Here is an 18,047-nt window from a genome sequence, read left to right as displayed (position 1 = left end):
TGGGGGTCTGGCCGGAGGCGTTCACCGACTTGCAGCTCAGCTCGATGACCCGGGTGACCGTGGCCTGTTGGGTCTGCTGATCGAAGCCGACACCGGTGCGCTTGTGCGGCGGGGCTCCTCCCGGCCACAGCACCAGCAGGCCGACGACGACCGCCGCGGTGAAGGGGATCAGGATCGCCGCGATGACCTTCCGCAGGTGCCGGGAGACCGGAGCGGCAGCCCCGTGACTGTGGCTGTGTCCATGACTGTGCCCGTGACCGTGACCGTCGGCGCCCGCTCCAGGACCGTGGGCGGAGCCATGTCTGGCATCGGTCACCGTCACGGGCCCGTTGCCCCTCATGGGGGCGTGCCGATGGCCGATGGTGGCCGGAGGGGGAATGTGGCCCGTCTCGGCATCGGGCCGGTAGCCGGGGTGGGGTATCGGCTCGGGAGGATTCCTGTATTCGTAGTCGTGGCCGTACTCGCTCGCATGACCACCTCTGGTCCCCGACGGGTCGCCGGTCCCGTTCCAGTTTCCGGCGCTCTGCCGGTCAGCGGCTCCCATGCCGTCTCCCTCGCGGTTGTCCCTGCCCCCTCCGGAGCCGGGCTGCGCGGCGGCTCGGAGGAAGAGTACGGGACCGGCTGTGTGTGGTCTCGGCACGAGCATCGCCGCCATCGGTCCCGCATGGCGTTCAGGCTGGTCAGCAGGGTGAGCCACCAGGGCAGGCCATCGTAATCCCCATGGTCGGCTCCGGGCCGCCGTCCCTCCCCGGCACGCTTGGCGGCTACGGCCCTTCGCCGTGAGCGGGGTGCGGATGAGCTGGGCTCAGTCCTCGTCCTGGGCGCGCCGGTAGAGCTTGGCGATGTCGTCGTCGAAGTACGCGGCGTACGAGACATCGGCCTGGGCGCCGCCGCCCTCATGGCCGCCCAGGACGCCGACGACCGTGCCGGTGTGGCTCTTGGGGTCGTAGTCGGCGAGCCAGGGGCTGCCGCTGGTCCCGTCCTCGAGGTCGGTGCACTGGATGCGCAGCTGGGTGTCGCTGAACTTCGTGGTGCGGTTCTGGCACGAGACGGGGGTGTCACGACTGCTGGGATAGCCGGTGATCTTGACCTTGTTGTCGAAGCCGCGGTTGATTCCGAGGGCGTTGCCGCCCAGGACGTCCTGGATGTCCTTGCCGTCCTTCTGGTCGACGACGAGGAAGGCGACGTCGAGATCCTCGTCCTGCGACTCGGCCCAGCGGTCGTCGACGACCACCTTGCTGACCTTCCACAGGCCGGTGGGTCCGTCGCCGTTGCGGTAGCCGGGGGCGAAGACCAGGTCGTTCAGCGGCTGTCCGGAGTCGGCGTCGAAGGCGCAGTGGGCCGCGGTGATCAGCATGTTCCGGCCCGGACTCTGCACCACGCTCGCCGTGCAGAAGTGGGCACCCTGGTCGTCCTTCTCGAAGACCGCGCCGATCCGGGCGTTCTCCTCGGTCCTGCGGGGGGTGTACGCGTTGCCGTCCGCGGCCGGGGCCGTCGCGGAGTGGTCCTGGTCCTCGTCCCGCGAGGCCTGGCCCGGCTCGCCGGACTTGCCGAAACCGCTGCGCCCGCTGCTTCTGGCCGCATGGGTTTCCCCCGCGGCGTCGCCCACCACTGCGGCTGCCCCGATGATGACCAGCGTCAGGGGCAGGATGGAGTTCCTGACTAGTGAGCGCACAAGGTCATTATCGATGCGGGCCGGGAAATCGGCAGGTGCTTCACCGGGAGGCTCCGGTCACAATCCACCGTCCGGATCGGCCATCGGCCCCCTGGCCGGGCGTGTCACCCGCTGTGTCGTGCCCCTTCATCTGCCCGGCGACCATGGCGCCGAACGTGTCAGGGACGCGCTGGTCACCACTGCGACCGTCTCTGACACGGGCACAGGGAAGCGAGATGGGCGCCTGTGGCGCGTTCACCATCGCCACCGGCATCCCGGTCCGCCTCTGCGACCCGGCCGGCCCCCGGCAGCGCGGCTCCAGCGAATCCCGCGGCCTGCTCCGGCACCACTTCCCAAGGGCACCGACCTGTCGGTCCGCACCCGCAGGGCCCCGGACACCGCTGCCGGCGTCGTCAGCCGGCGTCGGCGGTGTGGGTGCCCCAGCGTTCCTCGACCTTGGCCAGGCGCCAGTAGCCGATGGCCACGGCCCAGACGACGACGAACAGGCCGACGATGACGTAGCCGACGTTGTCGAGGTCCAGGCCCGCGATCCAGCCGCTGACGCCGTCGCTCAGCCCGAGCTTGTCGTGCAGGACGCCGAGCAGCTCGATGGTGCCGACGAAGAAGGCGACGGCGATGGACAGGCCGGTGATGGTGAGGTTGTAGAACACCTTGCGGACGGGGTTGGAGAACGCCCACTGGTAGGCGAAGTTCATGAAGGTGCCGTCGAGGGTGTCGAAGAGGCTCATGCCGGCGGCGAAGAGGAGGGGCAGGCAGAGGACCGCGTACCAGGGCAGGCCGGCCGCGGCGCCGTTGCCGGCCAGGGCGAGGAGCAGGACTTCGGTGGTGGTGTCGAAGCCGATGCCGAAGAGGAAGCCGAGCGGGAACATCTGGCCGGGGCGGCGGATCGACCTGGTGAGGCGGCCGAGTATGCGGTTCATGAAGCCGCGCGAGTCGAGGTGGGCCTCCAGCTCCGCTTCGTCGTAGCGTCCGGCGCGCATGGCCCTGAAGACACGGACGATGCCGAACAGTGCCGCGAGGTTGAGCGCGGCGATCAGGTACAGGAAGCCGCCGGAGACCGTGGTGCCCAGGGTGCCGAGGACCTGGTGGGTCCGGGATCCGTCGTTCATCAGGGTGCCCGCGAGCTTCGCGCCGCCCGCGACCAGCGCCGCCATGACGACGACCACGCTGGAGTGCCCGAGCGCGAACCAGAAGCCCACCGAGACCGGCCGCTTGCCGTCGGCCATCAGCTTGCGGGTGGTGTTGTCGATCGCGGCGATGTGGTCGGCGTCGAACGCGTGCCGCATGCCGAGGGTGTAGGCCGTGATGCCGAGGCCCACCCCGAACGCCTTGGTCCCCACCTCGTAGTGGCGCGGGACCACGAGGAGGAAGAGGATCCCGAAGGCGACCACGTGCAAGGCGACGATCACGGCCAGGAGGCCCGCGGTCCGCACCGTGTCCTCGCGCCGCCAGCGAAAGGAAGGGGAGGCGGCGGATTCGGGCACGCCTTCGGGCATGGTCATACGGTCACGCTCCAGCACCTCGTGGATCAGCATCGTGCTGCCGTGGCCGGTCTCCTGGCTGACGGGTCGACGCGCCCGCCCCTGCCTTCCCGGCCGCGCGGCCAGTGGCAATGCATGGGGCGGGAACTCCCCGATCACAGTGGCGAGGGCCGCTCCGGACTGAGCCCCTGAGGGACTGTCACCGGTCTTCCCGAACACCACGGCCCGCTCACCCTAGAAGGCCGGAGGTCGAGGCTGCAAGGCTGCACAATCGTGCAGGTATTGAGGCGGGATTTCGCGGACTGCGATGATGGGTCCATGCATCTCGTCCCCGCGGAACGCGCCGGGCAGCGCACCATCGACGGCCATCGCGTCTGCGACGCCATCGCCGCCGTCGGCGAGCCCGAGCGTGTACGCGTCTGGGCCGACCGCTTCTCTCTGCTCTCGGATCCCGGCCGCCTGTCCCTGCTGCTCGCCCTCCACGAGGCCGGGCCCATCGCCGTCTCCGACCTCGCCGTAGCCACCGGCATGAGGGACACCGCCGTGTCCCAGGCCCTGCGCCTGCTGCGCACCGCAGGCATCGTCCACGGCGAGAAGGACGGCCGAATCGTGCGCTACCGGCTCGTCGAGGGCCCGGTGGCCGCGCTGCTCGAACACTGCGTGTCCCGAGAGGCATGACGATCGTCGTCGCGAAGCAGGCACCGTCGTCCCTCACGTGACGCGGACCACGACGATGCTCCGGAACTCGACCCCCGGCGGCCCCGACTCCTGATGCAGTACGGCGCGATCCGGCCGACGCCGTACGAACGTGATCTGGAGTCGCGGTTGATGGACGAGTCCCGGCACATCTCCTCCGGCGCGGGTGCGGTGTCGCGGAAGCTAGTGCCTCCGCCCGCCCTGTGCGGATTCCTTCTCCTGCTGTCGCTGCTGTTCACGGTGTCGTACGCCGTCGGTGCCGCCGCAGGGCCCGTCGCGCCCGGCATGCACGGCGCCACCGGCACGAGCCGGGGTGACGGCGGTTCCGGCGGGGGCGGCCGCACGGACGACACGGGGGACATGCACGGAGGCGGCCACTGATGGGCGGAGAACCGGTGACCGTCGACCTGGTGACGACCGACCTGGCCGTCGGCGGCATGACCTGCGCGGCCTGCGTGAGGCGCGTCGAGAAGAAACTCGGCAGGCTGGACGGGGTCACGGCGACCGTCAATCTGGCCACCGGACGGGCGCGGGTGAGCCACCCGCCGCGGATCCGCCCCGAGGAACTCGTCGCCGCCGTCGAGAAGGCCGGCTGCACGGCTGCCCTGCCCGAACCGCCCAGCCAGCCCGAGACGCGCGGAGGCGAGGACGCGGGCGAGTCCGAGGGAGCTCGCCAGGAGCGGGACCGGCTGCTGATCACCGCGCTGTTCGCGGTGCCCGTGCTCGTGCTGTCGATGGTTCCCGCGCTGCAGTTCCGTGACTGGCAGTGGCTGTGCTTCGCGCTGGCCGCGCCGGTCGCCGTGTGGGGCGCGTTGCCCTTCCATGTGCGTGCGACGCGTGGGCTTCGGCACGCGGCGGCGACCATGGACACCCTGGTGTCGCTGGGTGTGGTGGCGTCCTTCTCCTGGTCCGCCTACGCGCTGTTCCTCGGCGGTGCCGGAGAGCCCGGCATGCGGATGCCGTTCACCCTGGTGCCCTCGGCTTCGGGCGGCGCGGCGCACGTCTATCTCGAAGCGGCCGTCGGTGTGCCGCTGTTCGTCCTGGCGGGGCGGTTCCTGGAGGCGCGGGCCCGGCGGGGGACCGGGCTGGCGCTCAGGTCGCTGGCTCGACTCGCCGTCAAAGAGGTGACCGTGCGCGATGGCGGCGTGGAACTGCTCGTCCCAATCGAGCGGTTGAGAGCGGGACAGGTCTTCGTCGTGCGGCCGGGGGAGCGGGTGGCCACCGACGGGCAGGTGGTGGAGGGCAGTTCGGCCGTGGATCTGTCCCTGGTCACCGGAGAGAGCGAGCCCGTCGAGGTCGGGCCGGGTTCGTCGGTGGTCGGTGCCGCCGTCAACGCCGGCGGGCTGCTCCTGGTGAAGGCCACGGCCGTCGGTGCCGACACCCAGCTCGCCCGGATCACCCGGCTGGTGACCGAGGCCCAGGCCGGCAAGGCACGGGCCCAGCGGCTGGCCGACACGGTGGCGGGCGTCTTCGTCCCCGTCGTGCTGACGCTGGCCGTCACCTGTCTCGGCTTCTGGCTCGGTGCCGGAGCCGACCCGCAGGCCGCCGTCACCGCGTGCGTGGCCGTGCTCGTCGTGGCCTGCCCGTGCGCGCTCGGCCTGGCCACGCCGACCGCGCTGATGGCCGCGACCGGCCGCGGTGCCCAACTGGGCGTCCTGGTCGGCGGAGCCCAGGCACTGGAGGGGCTGCAGCACCTCGACACGGTCGTGCTGGACAAGACCGGCACGCTCACCTGCGGCGTATGACCGTCGCCCGCGTCACGGTCGTACCCGGCGGACCGGGCAAGGAGGCGCTGCTGAGACTGGCCGGGGCCGTCGAGCACGGCTCGGAGCATCCCCTGGGACGGGCGATCGCTTCCCACGCCCGGCGGGAAGTCCCCGAGGCGACGCTGCCGGACGTGAGTGAGTTCGCCGCGGCGCCGGGGCGGGGCGTGCGCGGCCTGGTCGAGGGCCGGCTGGTGGAAGTACTCGCCCCAGACGGCGAGTTGCCCACCGCCCTGGCAGACGCGCTGTCCGTGGCCGAGGCTGCCGCCCACACGCCTGTCCTGGTCCGGGTGGACGGTGCGGCCGAGGCCCTGATCGAGGTCGGGGACGTGGTGCGGCCCGGCAGCTACCAGGCCGTGGACCGGCTGCGACGCCTGGGCGTGCGGCCGGTGCTCGCGACCGGTGACCGTGAGGCACCCGCGCAGTCCGTGGCCGCAGCCCTGGGCATCGACGAGGTGCACGCCCGCTGCACTCCCGAGGCCAAGGCCGACCTCGTACGGGACCTGCAGGAGCAGGGCCACCGCGTCGCGCTCATCGGCGACGGAGTGAACGACGCCGCGGCCCTGGCCGGCGCCGACCTGGGCATCGCCATGGGCAGCGGCACGGACGTGGCCATCGGGGCCGCCGACGTGACGTTGGTACGCGGGGACATCGAGGCGTTGGCGGACGCGGTCCGGCTCGCCCGGCGCACGCTGGGCACGATCCGGGCCAACCTCGTCTGGGCCTTCGGCTACAACGTGGTGACCATGCCGCTCGCCATGGCCGGCCTGCTCGATCCGGTGCTCGCAGCGGCGGCGATGTCGGTGAGTTCGCTGCTGGTCGTGGGCAACAGCCTGCGGCTGCGCGCCTGGCAGCCCTCGCCCGCTCCCGCCCGGAGGCGTACCCGATGACCGAGCAGGACCTCTGGCGACCCACGCGCCGTCGGCTGACCGACGCCGTCCTCGCCGCGCTCGCGCCCGTGGCCGCCTGCAGCCTCGCCCTCGGAGGGCTGACGACCTGGGCCGGGGCCGGGAAGGCGGGCAGCCCGGCTCGGATCACCGTCTCGCACGGGCGGGTCCTCCTGCCGTTCGGGGACAGCACGGACACCGCGGCGCTCTTCGACATCGCCAACGTCGGTGGCGCGGACGACCGGCTGGTGGACGTGACGTCCACCGCCACGCACGGCCGGATCACCCTCAGCGGGCACCGCATGCTGGGCGGCCGGGTCGCGTACAAGCCGGACGTGACCTCGGCCCGCGTCCCTGCGGGCGGCGCGCTGTCCATGTCGCCGCGCGGCGTGGACGTGACGCTGCGGGCCGGGGCCGGCTGGCGGGTGGGCGACATGGTGCCGTTCACGCTGCACTTCGAGCGCAGCGCGCCGGTCGAGACGATCGCGGTCGTCATCCGTCCGAGCGACAGCGGTCCCTGATCGCCCGCCCTGAGGCGGAGGAATCCTCTCCCAGACGTCGGGGCAGCGTGTCGTCGAGTTCCAGCCGGTCGTCGTGGGCTGGATCACATCCTGCGGATTGAGTACGGTCCCGCGTGGATGTCCGTACCCACGCATGACGACCGAAGCCCGGATGCGAGGATGAGGCGCCATGACAGCAGGGTGGTGTGCTCGCGCGATACGGGCCGCGGTGTTCGCGGCCATGTGCGTGCTGCTCGCTGCCCTGGGCCACGTCCTGATGTCCGGCAGCGACGTGCCGACGTGGGCGCTGGCCGCCGGCGGGGCCGTGACCGGTGCCGTGGGCTGGTGTCTGGCGGGGCGTGAGCGCGGGCTGCCGGTGATCGTGACGGTCGTGGTCGCCGCCCAGACGGTGCTCCACGAGGCGTTCTCCCACGCCCAATCGACGAGCGGCTCGTCCGGCGGCTTCACGTCCGTCGACATGAGCGGCATGGGTTCCATGGGCACGGGCTCGATGCCGATGGGCTCCATGGGCACGGGCTCGATGCCGACGGGTTCCATGGACATGGGCGCCATGCCCATGGACCGCACGGGCATGAGCCCCATGGACCACATGGGGCACTCCATGGACGGCGGTTCGTCGTCGTTCGGCATGCTCGCCGCCCACCTGCTCGCCGCGGTGCTGTGCGGTCTGTGGCTGGCGTACGGCGAGAAGGCCGCCTTCCGGATCATGCGGGCGACGGCCGGATGGCTGGCGGCGCCGCTGCGGTTGCTGCTGGCCCTGCCCGATACCCCCGATCGCCCCCGCGTCCACCCGCGGCGCCGCCGCTCGGCCGGGGCGCCGCGTCTCCTCCTTCTCGTCCATGCGATCACTTCTCGGGGTCCGCCGTTGGGAACGGCTGTCGTCTGAAGACAGCTTGTTCCCCGAGGTTGCCGGGCTGCCCCTGTGTGCCTCGGGCCACGGCCGTACGACCGCACAGGCGCTGTAGCGCCACAGCGACGCCGTAGGGCCGTCTCTCCCACTCTCACCGGACCGCGCGCTGTGGCGCGCCCTGGTCCGGATCACGGTTGACCCGAGAAGGACACCAGGTGATTTCCTCTGCCCTGCCCACGTCGCGCGCCAAGAGCTACAAACCGGCAGCGCCCGACGAATCGATCACCGCGTGGGCGCTGGCCGCCCGAGGCGGTGACGCGCACGCGGTCGAGCAGTTCGCGGGCGCCCTGCACCGGGACGTGCAGCGCTATGTCGCCCATCTGTGCGGCGATCCTCAGGCTGTTGACGATCTGGCGCAGGACACGTTCCTGCGCGCGCTCGGCAGCCTGCACCGCTTCGAAGGGCGTTCCTCGGCCCGGGCCTGGCTGCTGTCCATCGCCCGCCGAGCCGTGATCGACAGTTACCGGTACGCCGCCGCTCGCCCGCGCCTGACCGACGTACCGGACTGGCAGCTGGCCGCCGAACTGGCCCAGCCGCGCGGCCTGCCCGGCTTCGACGACGGCATTGCCCTGCTCGATCTGCTGGCGTCGCTTCCCGACGACCGCCGGGAAGCGTTCACCCTCACGCAGCTGCTCGGCCTGCCTTATGCGGAGGCCGCCGAGGTGAGCGACTGCCCGATCGGCACGGTCCGCTCCCGCGTGGCCCGCGCCCGCGCGACGCTGATGGACCTGCTGGACGAGGGGGGCACCTCCCGCGCCGTCAAGGCAGTGGGGGAGGACCAGCCCGCCGCGCTGGTGGCCTGACGTTCCGGGAGGGTGCCGGTGCCGGCGGGAAGAACGGCACCGGCACCCTCGCCGCCGGAGCACCGGGAGCGGTTCACCCGAGCCGGATCGCCAACTGGCCGGGAACTCAGGGCACTTTCGCTCCGACTACTGGAGCGGGTGGCGAAGGCTCGCCCGTGTACCGAGTGGATCCGGGAGTTGTTCGATGCGTTCTCGTGTGTGGGGCGGTACCGCGGGCGTTGTGCTCGGCGGCCTGCTGCTGGCGGGCTGCGGCGGCGGGGGGAAGGACACGGCGGACGGGAACGCGGGGCAGGCCGGGAAGGCGGTTTCCGGCGGCCATCCGGTGTCCGTCACCGACTGCATGGGTGCCAGGACCACCTTCTCCAGCGCCCCGAAGAGAATCGTCACCAGCAACGCCTCCAGCCTGGAACTGCTGCTGCGCCTCGGTGCCGGCGACCAGGTGATCGGCACCGGCTTCCCGCCCGGCAAGGGCACGCTGCCCGGCACCCTCGACGCACAGGCGCAGAAGGTCAAGGTGCTCAGCCGGACCGTGGTCCCGAAGGAGAAGCTGCTGGGCTCCGGAGCCGACCTCTACATCGACACCTTCGCCTCCATGGGAAGCATGGGCGGCTCAGGCACGGGGGACGCGCCGACGGCGGAGGAGTTCAAGGCGGCCGGGATCAAGCACATCTACCTGAAGTCCACCGCCTGTGCTGCCCAGAGCAAGGGCCCAGTGACCGATCTGTCCGCCGTCGAGGCCGACATCACTTCCCTCGGCGCGGTCACCGGCACCGGTGCGCAGGCGCGGAAACTCGTCGCCGCGATGAGGGAGAAGGTGGGCGCGGTCCAGAAGGCGGTCGGCGGTACGGCGGAGAACAACCGGCCGACATACTTCTTCTTCGACTACGACGCCGGTACGAAGCAGCCCTCCGTCACCTGCAACCGCCAGATCGCCAACGCCGTGATCACCCTGGCCGGAGCCCGCAACGTCTTCGCCGACTGCGACGGCGACTACCAGCAGGTCGGCTGGGAGGACGTCATCGCCAAGAACCCCGACTGGATCCAGCTCGGCGTCCGCAACCGCGGCAGCGAGGCGGCGAACAAGCAGGCGTTCGACGAGGCCGAGCAGTGGCTGAAGTCGAACCCCGCGACCAAGGGCCTGAAGGCGGTCAAGGCGGGCCACTTCCTGCGCATCGGCTCCGAGCGGACCACCATCGCGGGAGTCGAGAACGCCGACACGGTCGAGGCCATCGCCAGGATCCTCCACCCCGGCAAGGTCGCCTGATCATGGCCTTCACACGGGTGCGCCGGACAGCCGCGGCTGCGAAGGAGCGCGGCACCCTGCCCGCCGGTCCGCTCGCGGCGGTTCTGGCCGTGGCGCTGGCGGCCGCGCTGACGGCCGCCGTGGCCTGGGGCTCGACCTCGATCCCGCCCGGCGAGGTGTGGAGCGTGGTGGGGCGGCGGCTGTCCGGTGAGGCTCCGCGCCCCGGTACGGACGACCTCATCGTCTGGCAGCTCCGACTCCCTCGTGCCCTGCTCGCCGCACTCGTCGGCGCCGGCCTCGGTCTCGTCGGTACGGCCGTCCAGGCGCTGGTGCGCAACCCGCTGGCCGACCCCTACCTGCTGGGCATCTCCAACGGTGCCTCCCTCGGCGCGGTCGCCGCGATCGTCCTCGGCCTCGGCGCCGGCGGGGCACTGGGACTGGGCCTGTCCGGGGCGGCTTTTGCCGGCGCGCTGGCGACGTTCGCGCTGGTGTGGGCGGTGGCCCGGCGCGGTGGCGGGTTCGCGCCGCTGCGGCTGGTGCTGGCCGGCGTCGCGATCGGCCAGTTCCTCTCCGGGTTCACCAGCTACCTGGTGTTGCAGGCCGGGGACGAGCAGCAGACCCACGGCGTCCTGTTCTGGCTCATGGGCAGCCTCGGCGGAGCGACATGGGAACTGCTCGCGGTACCCGCCGTCGCCGTTCCCGCCGCGCTGCTGTGGCTCCAGGCACGCGCCCGGGGTCTGAACGCCCTGCTGATGGGCGACGAGACGGCCGCCGGGCTCGGCATCGACGTCACCCGGCTGCGCCGCGAGCTGTTCACCGTCACCAGTGTGCTGACCGGTGTCCTGGCGGCGGTCTCCGGCGCGATCGCCTTCGTCGCGCTGATGGTGCCGCATGTCTGCCGCCTGGTCGTGGGGGGTGACCACCGACGCCTGCTGCCGGTCTCCGCGTTGTTCGGCGCCCTGCTGCTGGTCGTCGTCGACATCGTGTGCCGTACGGCCATGGACGCGCAGGAGCTGCCGGTCGGCGTGGTCACCTCGCTGCTCGGGGCTCCGGCCCTGTTGTACCTGATGGACCGGCGTCTGGGGAGCGGCAGTTGAGGATCGACATCGAGGACCTGCACGTCGCCTACGCCGGCCGGACGGTGGTGGCGGGCGCCCGTCTCGTCGCCGCCGAGGGCGAGATCACCGGGTTGGTCGGCCCGAACGGCAGCGGCAAGTCCACGCTCCTGCGCACCGTCTACCGGCACCTGAAGCCCACCGCCGGCCGGGTCCTGCTGGCCGGCACCGACCTGCGGGAGATGACCCCGCTCCAGTCGGCGCGGCACGTGGCGGCCCTGCCGCAGGAGCGCGGGAGCGACTTCGAGCTGACCGTGCGCGAGGTCGTCGCGATGGGCCGTACGCCCTACAAGCGGGCCTTCGCCCGCGAGGACTCCGCCGACCGGGACGTCGTCGCGCAGGCGCTCACCGACGTCGGCATGGCGGAACAGGCCGGACGCCGCTTCACGGCCCTGTCCGGTGGTGAGCGCCAACGTGTCCTGCTGGCAAGGGCGTTCGCGCAGGACCCGGACGTCCTGGTACTGGACGAACCGACCAACCACCTCGACGTCCGCCACCAGGTCGACCTGCTCGCCCTCCTGCGTGCCCAGCGCCGTACCACCCTGGTGTCGCTGCACGACCTGAATGCCGCGGCCTCCGTCTGCGACCGCCTCCACGTCCTGCACGACGGAGGGGTCGTCGCCTCCGGCCCGCCGCGGGACGTCCTCACGCCCGTGCTGATGGCGGAGGTGTTCGGAGTGCGTGCGGCGGTTGTCGACCATCCCCTGACGGGTGACCCGCTCATCGCCTTCGACCACCGGACACCGGCGGACGAGGCACCGCCGGCCGTGTCGCTGGAGACGCCCGCCCGGGGATGAGCGGGCTGATGAACAGGCTCGGGCAGCGCCGCCGCCTGCGGATGCGCGAACGCGGACGTTCAGGCCGACGCCGTCGCCTCAGAGGGCGGTCGGATCGCGCGGCTCGGGCACGACGCGCACGGCGGTTCCCACGCGGTACGGCCTTGGGATCCCGAGCCCTGCAGGTTCCGGCGCGGCTGGGTGCGGATCAACGGGGGAGCCCGGCCGTTGCGCGCGGTCACCGTGGCCGTTCTGGTAGCCGGCGCCCACGCGGTGGCCGCCGCGACTGATCGGCGCGGGCAGTTTCAGCCTGCCCGCCATGATTCTTGGCCGCGCCCGGGAACTCGTGTGCGGTCCCTCCCGACTTGTGGGACGAGGCTGCCGTCCGGCAGCCCACCCACGACCGTGAGGGGCGGCAACGGTGACAGGCCACAGTCCCGGTCCGGAACAGCCCGGCCACATACCCGTCGGCGGCGAGGACCGCTGGCCGCTCGTTGCCGTGGCCGGCCTGCTGTCGTTCGTGGCGATGCTCGACATGAACATCGTCAACGTGGCCCTGGCGGACATCGCCGACGGTCTGCACGCATCCGCCGTGACCGCCCAGTGGGCGGTCCTTGGTTATCAACTCCCCGTGGTGGCACTGTTGTTGCCGGCCGGCCGGTGGCTGGACGGGGTCGGGATGCGTTCCGCCCTGCTGGCCGCGACCGCGGGCTTCGGTCTGTGCAGCGCGCTGGCGGCAGCCGCGCCCTGGGCGTCCTGGCTCATCGCCGCCCGCCTCGCCCAGGGCGCGTTCGGGGCCGTGCTCTTCGTGGTGATGCCGGTTCTCGCCGTGCGCTCGGTACGGCCGGAACTGCGCGGGCGGGCCATGAGCGTGCCGGCGACGCTGGGCCCGCTGGGCGCGGTGACCGGTCCGGCGGTGGGCGGACTGCTGCTGGACCACCTGGGCTGGCGCGCGGTCTTCCTGGTCAAGATCCCTTTCTGCCTGCTGGCTCTGGTCGTGGCGTGGAGGGCGATGCCGAGCGACGGGGGCCTGCGCCTGCCCGACCGGCGGTCGGCGGCGGATGTGCTGCTGGTGGGCTCCGGGGTGGCCGCCCTGCTGCTGGCGCTGACCCTGGCGTCGGGAAGCCCGGTGTGGCTGGTGGTCGCGCTTGCCGCCGTACCGCCGTTGTGGTGGTGGCTGCGGGGACCGGGTGGTCGCCCGGTCGTCGGCGCACTGCGGGCGACGGGGCTGTTCCGGGCCCATACGGCGGTGCTGGCTCTGGCGGCCGGGTTCGCGGCGATGCACTACGTCGTCGCTCTGCATCTCCAGCGTGACGACGGCGTCAGCGCCACCACGACCGGTCTGACCGTGCTCGCCTTGCCGCTCGGCATGGGGCTGGCCGGGCCGGTCGGCGGTCGCCTCACCGACCTCCCCCACGCTCGGCTCCGCTCGCGCGGGGGGACCCTCACCGGGGCTCGGCCGGTGGCGGTCACCGGCGCCGCCCTCACCACCGCCGGGCTGCTCCTCCTCGTTCCGCTGGACGGTGACTGGTCGCCGGCGGACGTGGCCTGGCGGCTGGCGCTGGCCGGCCTCGGCATGGGCCTGAACGGCGGCCCGACCCAGGCCCTCGTCATGGGCGCCGCCCCGGCGGACCGCACGGTGACCGTGGGCTCCTCCGTACAGCTGGCCCGCAGCCTCGGCTTCACCCTCGGCCCGTCCCTGGCCACCGCCGCCTGGGGTCTGGCCGGTGGCGATGACGGCGTGACGGCCGGCCTGGCCCTCGCGGCCGTCGCCGCCTTTCTCGCCGTACCGCTGCTGGCCCTGCCGGGACGCATGAGCGCGCCTACGCCCGAGAACACCACCGACGCGGCTCCCGCAGCCCACCACCACTGACCGAGGAGTCGTTTCACATGTGCGGAATCACCGGCTGGGCGTCCTTCCACCAGGACAGCCGCAGCCAGGCCCCGGTCATCGAGGCCATGACCGCCACCCTCACCCCGCGGGGCCCCGACTCCGGAGGCGTCTGGCTCGGCGAGCGGGCCGCGATCGGCCACCGACGCCTGGCCGTCATCGACCTCGAAGGCGGCGTACAGCCGATGACCAACCGTCCCGAGCAGCCGGACATCGTGCTCACCTACAGCGGCGAGGTCTACAACCACCACGAACTGCGCACCGAACTGCGCGCCCGGGGCCATGCGTTCCGCACGCGCAGCGACACCGAGGTGGTGCTGCGCGCGTACGCCGAGTGGGGCGAGGCGATGGCCGAGCACCTGGAGGGCATGTTCGCCTTCGCCGTCTGGGACGAACGCGCTCAACGACTGCTCCTGGTCCGCGACCGGCTCGGGGTGAAGCCCCTGTTCTGGGCCCCTGTCGACGGCGGTCTCGCCTTCGCCTCCGAGCCCAAGGCGCTGTTCGCCCACCCCGAGATACGGCCCCGGGTGGACGCGGACGGGCTGCGGGAGGCGTACAGCCTGCTGTTCAACACCGGCCCGACCGTGTGGTCCGGTGTCAGGGAGGTCGAGCCGGGCGGCGTGCTCGTCCTGGACCGGGGCGGCATCCGTGAACGCCGCTACTGGCAGCTGGAGGCTACAGACCACACCGACGACCAGGACACGGCCATCGAGCGGATCCGCAGCCTGGTCGGTGCCGCGGCCCGCAGCCGGCTCGAAGCGGACGTCCCGCTGTGCAGCCTGCTCTCCGGTGGCCTCGACTCCACCGTCCTGACCGCCCTGCTCGCCGACGAACTCCGCCTGCGCGAAGGCCCGGACGCCCGCATCCGCTCCTACGCCGTCGACTACAGCGACCAGGCGGAACGGTTCACCGGTGACGTCCTGCGCACCGGCCACGACACGCCCTACGCCACCGAGGCCGGCGCCTTCATCGGCACCGATCACAGCACCGTCGTCCTCGACCCGCGCGCCCTGCTCGACCCCGGGCACCGCAAGGCCGTCGTCGTGGCCCGCGACTCACCCATCGGTGTCGGCGACATGGACACCTCGCTGTACCTGCTGTCCGGCGAGATCCGCCGGCACTCCACCGTCGCCCTCTCCGGCGAGGCGGCCGACGAGGTCTTCGGCGGCTACCCCTGGTTCCACAACCCGAAGGCCCTGGCGGCGCAGACCTTCCCGTGGCTGCTGGTGACGGGCCACGAGGCGGCCATGCCCCTGAACCCGGAACTCGGGCTGCGCATCGCCGAGTTCCGCGACGACACGTACCGCACCGCGCTCGCCGCCGTACCGCACACGGACGGCGAGAGCCCCGCCGAACACCGCCGACGCGAGATGCAGCACCTGTCCCTGACCCGCTGGCTGCGCCAGCTCCTGCACCGCAAGGACCGACTCAGCATGGCGCAGGGCCTGGAGGTCCGCGTCCCGTACTGCGACCACCGGCTCGTCGAGTACGCCTTCACCGCCCCCTGGGCGCTGAAGAGCTTCGACGGACGGGAGAAGAGCCTGCTGCGCGCGATGGGCGCCGGCCTCGCTCCGGAGTCGGTGCTGCACCGCCCCAAGAACCACTACCCGGCCACGCACCACCCCGCCTACAACCGCGGCCTGCAGGACCTGGCCCGCGAGGCGCTCGCCACCGAACAGGTCCGCGCCCTGGCCGACGAGACCCGCATCAAGCCCTGCCTCGACACCCCGCCCGACCGGCTGAAGTGGGGTCACCGCCTGCGCCTCGAACGCGTCGTCGACCTCGCTCTCTGGCTGGACCACTACCGGCCCGAACTCGCCCTCTGAGGAGCCTGCCCATGACCCTCCAGGAACAGCATCCAGTCACAGGTCCGGACACCCTGCCCGACCCCGTGCCGCTGATCGGCTGCCCCTACAAGAGCAACCCCTACCCCCTGTACGCGCAGATGCGCGAGGCCGGCCCCGTCCACCGGGTCCTCTTCCCCAGCGGCGTCCGAGCCTGGCTCGTCACCGGCTACGACGCCGCCCACGCCGCGCTGAACGACGACCGCCTCGGCAAGAACCACGACCGTGGCAACGACCGCTGGCGAGCCCGCGCCTCGATCATGCCCGAGCCGCAGCACTCCCAGCTCCAGGTGCACCTCCTCCACCAGGACCCGCCCGAGCACACCCGGATGCGCCGCTTCGTGACGGACGCCTTCACCCCGTGCCGCATCGAGCAGCTCCTCCCGCGCTTCCAGGAGCTGGCCGGCGCCCTCGTCGACGCACTGCCGGAGCACGGCCCCGCGGACCTCGTCACCGGATTCGCCGCCCGCTTCCCCTTCCAGGTCCTCGCCGAAGTCATCGGCCTCCCGCAGGAACTCGCGGCCCGCTTCGACCGCGACTGGGGCAAGGCCGTCCAGCCGGTCGGCCCCACCGATCCCGGCCGTCCCCTCTACGAGGCCCGCCTGCACGGCCTCCAGAGCTACATCGCCGACGTCGTCACCCACAAGCGAGAACACCGGGACGACGACCTGCTGAGCCGCCTCGTAGTGGCCCGCGACCGCCGCGAACTGTCGCAGCAGGAGCTGGACTCGATGATCTTCCAGCTCCTCGTCGCGGGCCAGGAGCCGGTCACCAACCAGATCACCACGGCCCTGATCGCCCTGTTCCGCAACCCGGACCAGGTCGCCCGTCTGCGCGACAACCCGGACCTGCTGCCCCGCGCCGTCGAGGAACTCCTCCGCTACGACAGCGCCTTCGAGCTCACCACCTGGCGCTTCTTCGACAAGGACAGCGACCTGCACGGCACGGAGGTCCCGGCCGGCGACTCGGTGATCGTCTCCCTGTGCGCGGCCAACCGCGACCCCCGCCGCTTCCCCGCCCCGGACACCCTGGACTTCGACCGCTCGCCCAACCCCCACCTCGCCTTCGGGCACGGCATCCACTTCTGCCCGGGCGCCGCCCTGGCCCGCGCCGAACTCCGGATCGCCCTTGGCACCCTCCTCGCTCGCCTGCCCGGTCTCCATCTGGTCATCAGGCACGAGGACATCGAGTGGATCCCGGCCGTCCTCGGCCGCGGCACCAACCACCTCCCCGTCGGCTACGACCGGCGTCTCTGACACCGACGTACCGCTGACCGGGACAGGCCACACCAGCCGCTCCGGCCCCGGCTGACCCGCACCACCGACCCCAGGCGCCTGGCATCCGCTCCCGCCACGGCGCCATGTCGACGTGCCCTCGCACGCCGTCGTACCCCCGGAGAAACGACATGCCCCTGACGACCGCGCCGGACACCCTCCCCACCCGTGTCGGCACCCAGATCCTGAACCTGCTCCTGCCCCACCACCGCACCGGTGACCGGACCCCCGCGACAGCCGAGGCGTTCCCGCACCAACTGCGGCGCATCTCCGCCTTCGTCCGCGACGGCTCGCCTGTCGTCTTCACCCTGCCCGGCTTCCCCTGCAAGTCCCCCAACCCGGCCAAGGTCCTCGGCCACCTCCCCGACCAGGGCGAACGCCTCTCTCTGACGTTCCTGAACACCCTGTGCACCCGGATCGAGCGGACCTACCCGCCCGGCGCCCGCCTGATCATCTGCTCGGACGGCCACGTCTTCGGCGACCTCATCGGCGTCCCCGACGACCACATCGACGCCTACGCCGACGACCTGCGAACACAGATAGCCCGGATGGGCCTCCACAGACTGTCCGTCTTCGATCTCCGCGGCGTCCTCGGCAACCTCCCGCACGACACGAAACGCACCCACATCCACGAGCACTACGCCCCGACCCTGGAGGCTCTCCGCGCCGAGACGCGCGCCGACGACCAGGCCCTGGCCCTCTACCGGGGCATCACCCGCTTCCTCATCGAGGACACCGCCGACTGGACCGGCACCCGCTCCGCCCTCCAACGCGCATGCCGGCAACGGGCTTACGGCGTCATCCAGCGCAGCCGCGCCTGGGGCACCCTGATCGCCGAACACCACCCCCGCGCGGTACGCCTGTCCATCCATCCACAGCCCGTCGGCGCCCCGAGATTCGGCATCCGCCTCCTCGACGCCCCGGACGCGTGGACCACTCCGTGGCACTCCGCCGCCCTGCGCCGCACGGACAGCAGCTGGACCCTCGTTCCCCGGGCAAGGGCCGCCCAACTGGGACGACTGGTACGGCAGGACGGCAGGGCCAGTCACTTCGACGAAAACGGGCCATGTGGCCGTGCGTGGCGACGATGTCCTTGAGTGACTGGTCGACGTCTTCGTCCATGTGCCCCGCGGTGGAGCACACGCCCTTGCGGTCCCGGCCGAGGTCG

At 72.1% G+C, this 18,047-nt stretch carries 14 protein-coding genes, 3 pseudogenes and 1 riboswitch; of the genes and pseudogenes, 14 read left to right on the top strand and 3 right to left on the bottom strand.

What is annotated here, in order from left to right; all coding sequences use genetic code 11:
• Both ABZ919_RS15595 and ABZ919_RS15590 read right to left on the bottom strand, forming a co-directional pair.
• Window positions 1-544 (bottom strand): annotated as a pseudogene (locus tag ABZ919_RS15595) (hypothetical protein); the annotation flags it as partial.
• Between the two features lie 261 nt (window positions 545-805).
• The gene (locus tag ABZ919_RS15590; protein WP_361247598.1) at window positions 806-1,675 is read right to left on the bottom strand and encodes a trypsin-like serine protease; all 870 of its coding nucleotides are present in this window, start codon (window positions 1,673-1,675) and stop codon (window positions 806-808) included.
• Between the two features lie 76 nt (window positions 1,676-1,751).
• Between ABZ919_RS15590 and ABZ919_RS15585 the strand changes: the two are divergent.
• Window positions 1,752-2,013: pseudogene (locus ABZ919_RS15585) on the top strand (IS30 family transposase); the annotation flags it as partial.
• 54 nt (window positions 2,014-2,067) lie between these two features.
• On the opposite strand, the gene ABZ919_RS15580 reads toward ABZ919_RS15585, so the two are convergent.
• Entirely contained in the window at window positions 2,068-3,177 is a 1,110-nt protein-coding gene (locus tag ABZ919_RS15580) for a HoxN/HupN/NixA family nickel/cobalt transporter (RefSeq protein WP_361247635.1), read from the bottom strand.
• A 26-nt stretch (window positions 3,178-3,203) separates the two neighbouring features.
• Window positions 3,204-3,394: riboswitch (cobalamin riboswitch) on the bottom strand.
• Window positions 3,395-3,474: 80 nt separating this feature from the next.
• Between ABZ919_RS15580 and ABZ919_RS15575 the strand changes: the two genes are divergently transcribed.
• From ABZ919_RS15575 to ABZ919_RS15515, 13 genes and pseudogenes are all read left to right on the top strand, one after another.
• The gene (locus ABZ919_RS15575) at window positions 3,475-3,834 is read left to right on the top strand and encodes a metalloregulator ArsR/SmtB family transcription factor (protein ID WP_361247597.1); all 360 of its coding nucleotides are present in this window, start codon (window positions 3,475-3,477) and stop codon (window positions 3,832-3,834) included.
• 150 nt (window positions 3,835-3,984) lie between these two features.
• On the top strand, window positions 3,985-4,233 hold the full coding sequence (locus tag ABZ919_RS15570) for a hypothetical protein (RefSeq protein WP_361247633.1): 249 nt from the start codon (window positions 3,985-3,987) through the stop codon (window positions 4,231-4,233).
• Window positions 4,233-6,505: pseudogene (locus ABZ919_RS15565) on the top strand (heavy metal translocating P-type ATPase). The gene ABZ919_RS15570 and the pseudogene ABZ919_RS15565 overlap by 1 nt, the downstream one beginning before the upstream one ends.
• Window positions 6,502-7,023, top strand: coding sequence for a copper chaperone PCu(A)C (locus tag ABZ919_RS15560; RefSeq protein WP_361247595.1), 522 nt, complete (start codon window positions 6,502-6,504; stop codon window positions 7,021-7,023). Before ABZ919_RS15565 ends, ABZ919_RS15560 begins: the two are co-directional and overlap by 4 nt.
• A 169-nt stretch (window positions 7,024-7,192) precedes the next feature.
• On the top strand, window positions 7,193-7,909 hold the full coding sequence (locus ABZ919_RS15555) for a hypothetical protein (protein WP_361247593.1): 717 nt from the start codon (window positions 7,193-7,195) through the stop codon (window positions 7,907-7,909).
• Window positions 7,910-8,088: 179 nt separating this feature from the next.
• The gene (locus ABZ919_RS15550; RefSeq protein WP_361247591.1) at window positions 8,089-8,736 is read left to right on the top strand and encodes a sigma-70 family RNA polymerase sigma factor; all 648 of its coding nucleotides are present in this window, start codon (window positions 8,089-8,091) and stop codon (window positions 8,734-8,736) included.
• Between the two features lie 184 nt (window positions 8,737-8,920).
• Window positions 8,921-10,000 carry an ABC transporter substrate-binding protein gene (locus ABZ919_RS15545; protein ID WP_361247589.1) on the top strand — a complete coding sequence of 360 codons (1,080 nt, stop codon included), beginning with the start codon at window positions 8,921-8,923 and terminating at the stop codon, window positions 9,998-10,000.
• Between the two features lie 2 nt (window positions 10,001-10,002).
• Window positions 10,003-11,076 (top strand): iron ABC transporter permease, encoded by a 1,074-nt coding sequence (locus tag ABZ919_RS15540; RefSeq protein WP_361247587.1) that lies wholly within the window; start codon window positions 10,003-10,005, stop codon window positions 11,074-11,076.
• Window positions 11,073-11,891, top strand: a complete 819-nt coding sequence (locus ABZ919_RS15535; RefSeq protein ID WP_361247585.1) for an ABC transporter ATP-binding protein — start codon at window positions 11,073-11,075, stop codon at window positions 11,889-11,891. Before ABZ919_RS15540 ends, ABZ919_RS15535 begins: the two co-directional genes overlap by 4 nt.
• Before the next feature lie 400 nt (window positions 11,892-12,291).
• Window positions 12,292-13,743: an MFS transporter gene (locus ABZ919_RS15530; protein WP_361247584.1), complete on the top strand. Its 1,452-nt coding sequence runs from the start codon at window positions 12,292-12,294 to the stop codon at window positions 13,741-13,743.
• Between the two features lie 17 nt (window positions 13,744-13,760).
• Window positions 13,761-15,587 (top strand): asparagine synthase (glutamine-hydrolyzing), encoded by a 1,827-nt coding sequence (asnB, locus tag ABZ919_RS15525; protein ID WP_361247582.1) that lies wholly within the window; start codon window positions 13,761-13,763, stop codon window positions 15,585-15,587.
• Window positions 15,588-15,598: 11 nt separating this feature from the next.
• The gene (locus ABZ919_RS15520) at window positions 15,599-16,861 is read left to right on the top strand and encodes a cytochrome P450 (protein WP_361247580.1); all 1,263 of its coding nucleotides are present in this window, start codon (window positions 15,599-15,601) and stop codon (window positions 16,859-16,861) included.
• A gap of 149 nt (window positions 16,862-17,010) precedes the next feature.
• Window positions 17,011-17,976 carry an isocyanide synthase family protein gene (locus ABZ919_RS15515; protein ID WP_361247578.1) on the top strand — a complete coding sequence of 322 codons (966 nt, stop codon included), beginning with the start codon at window positions 17,011-17,013 and terminating at the stop codon, window positions 17,974-17,976.
• Window positions 17,977-18,047 lie beyond the last annotated feature (71 nt).

It is taken from the genome of Streptomyces sp. NPDC046759 (genome assembly GCF_040645475.1).
GTDB lineage: Bacteria > Actinomycetota > Actinomycetes > Streptomycetales > Streptomycetaceae > Streptomyces.
This window is presented reverse-complemented; position numbering and strand designations above follow the sequence as displayed.

What these genes read in the sequence shown, in the direction of transcription:
- ABZ919_RS15580 (WP_361247635.1), bottom strand. Translation starts at nt 3,177, where the DNA reads ATGACCATGCCCGAAGGCGTGCCCGAATCCGCCGCCTCCCCTTCCTTT.
- ABZ919_RS15575 (WP_361247597.1), top strand. Translation starts at nt 3,475, where the DNA reads ATGCATCTCGTCCCCGCGGAACGCGCCGGGCAGCGCACCATCGACGGC.
- ABZ919_RS15570 (WP_361247633.1), top strand. Translation starts at nt 3,985, where the DNA reads ATGGACGAGTCCCGGCACATCTCCTCCGGCGCGGGTGCGGTGTCGCGG.
- ABZ919_RS15560 (WP_361247595.1), top strand. Translation starts at nt 6,502, where the DNA reads ATGACCGAGCAGGACCTCTGGCGACCCACGCGCCGTCGGCTGACCGAC.
- ABZ919_RS15555 (WP_361247593.1), top strand. Translation starts at nt 7,193, where the DNA reads ATGACAGCAGGGTGGTGTGCTCGCGCGATACGGGCCGCGGTGTTCGCG.
- ABZ919_RS15545 (WP_361247589.1), top strand. Translation starts at nt 8,921, where the DNA reads ATGCGTTCTCGTGTGTGGGGCGGTACCGCGGGCGTTGTGCTCGGCGGC.
- ABZ919_RS15540 (WP_361247587.1), top strand. Translation starts at nt 10,003, where the DNA reads ATGGCCTTCACACGGGTGCGCCGGACAGCCGCGGCTGCGAAGGAGCGC.
- asnB (WP_361247582.1), top strand. Translation starts at nt 13,761, where the DNA reads ATGTGCGGAATCACCGGCTGGGCGTCCTTCCACCAGGACAGCCGCAGC.
- ABZ919_RS15520 (WP_361247580.1), top strand. Translation starts at nt 15,599, where the DNA reads ATGACCCTCCAGGAACAGCATCCAGTCACAGGTCCGGACACCCTGCCC.
- ABZ919_RS15515 (WP_361247578.1), top strand. Translation starts at nt 17,011, where the DNA reads ATGCCCCTGACGACCGCGCCGGACACCCTCCCCACCCGTGTCGGCACC.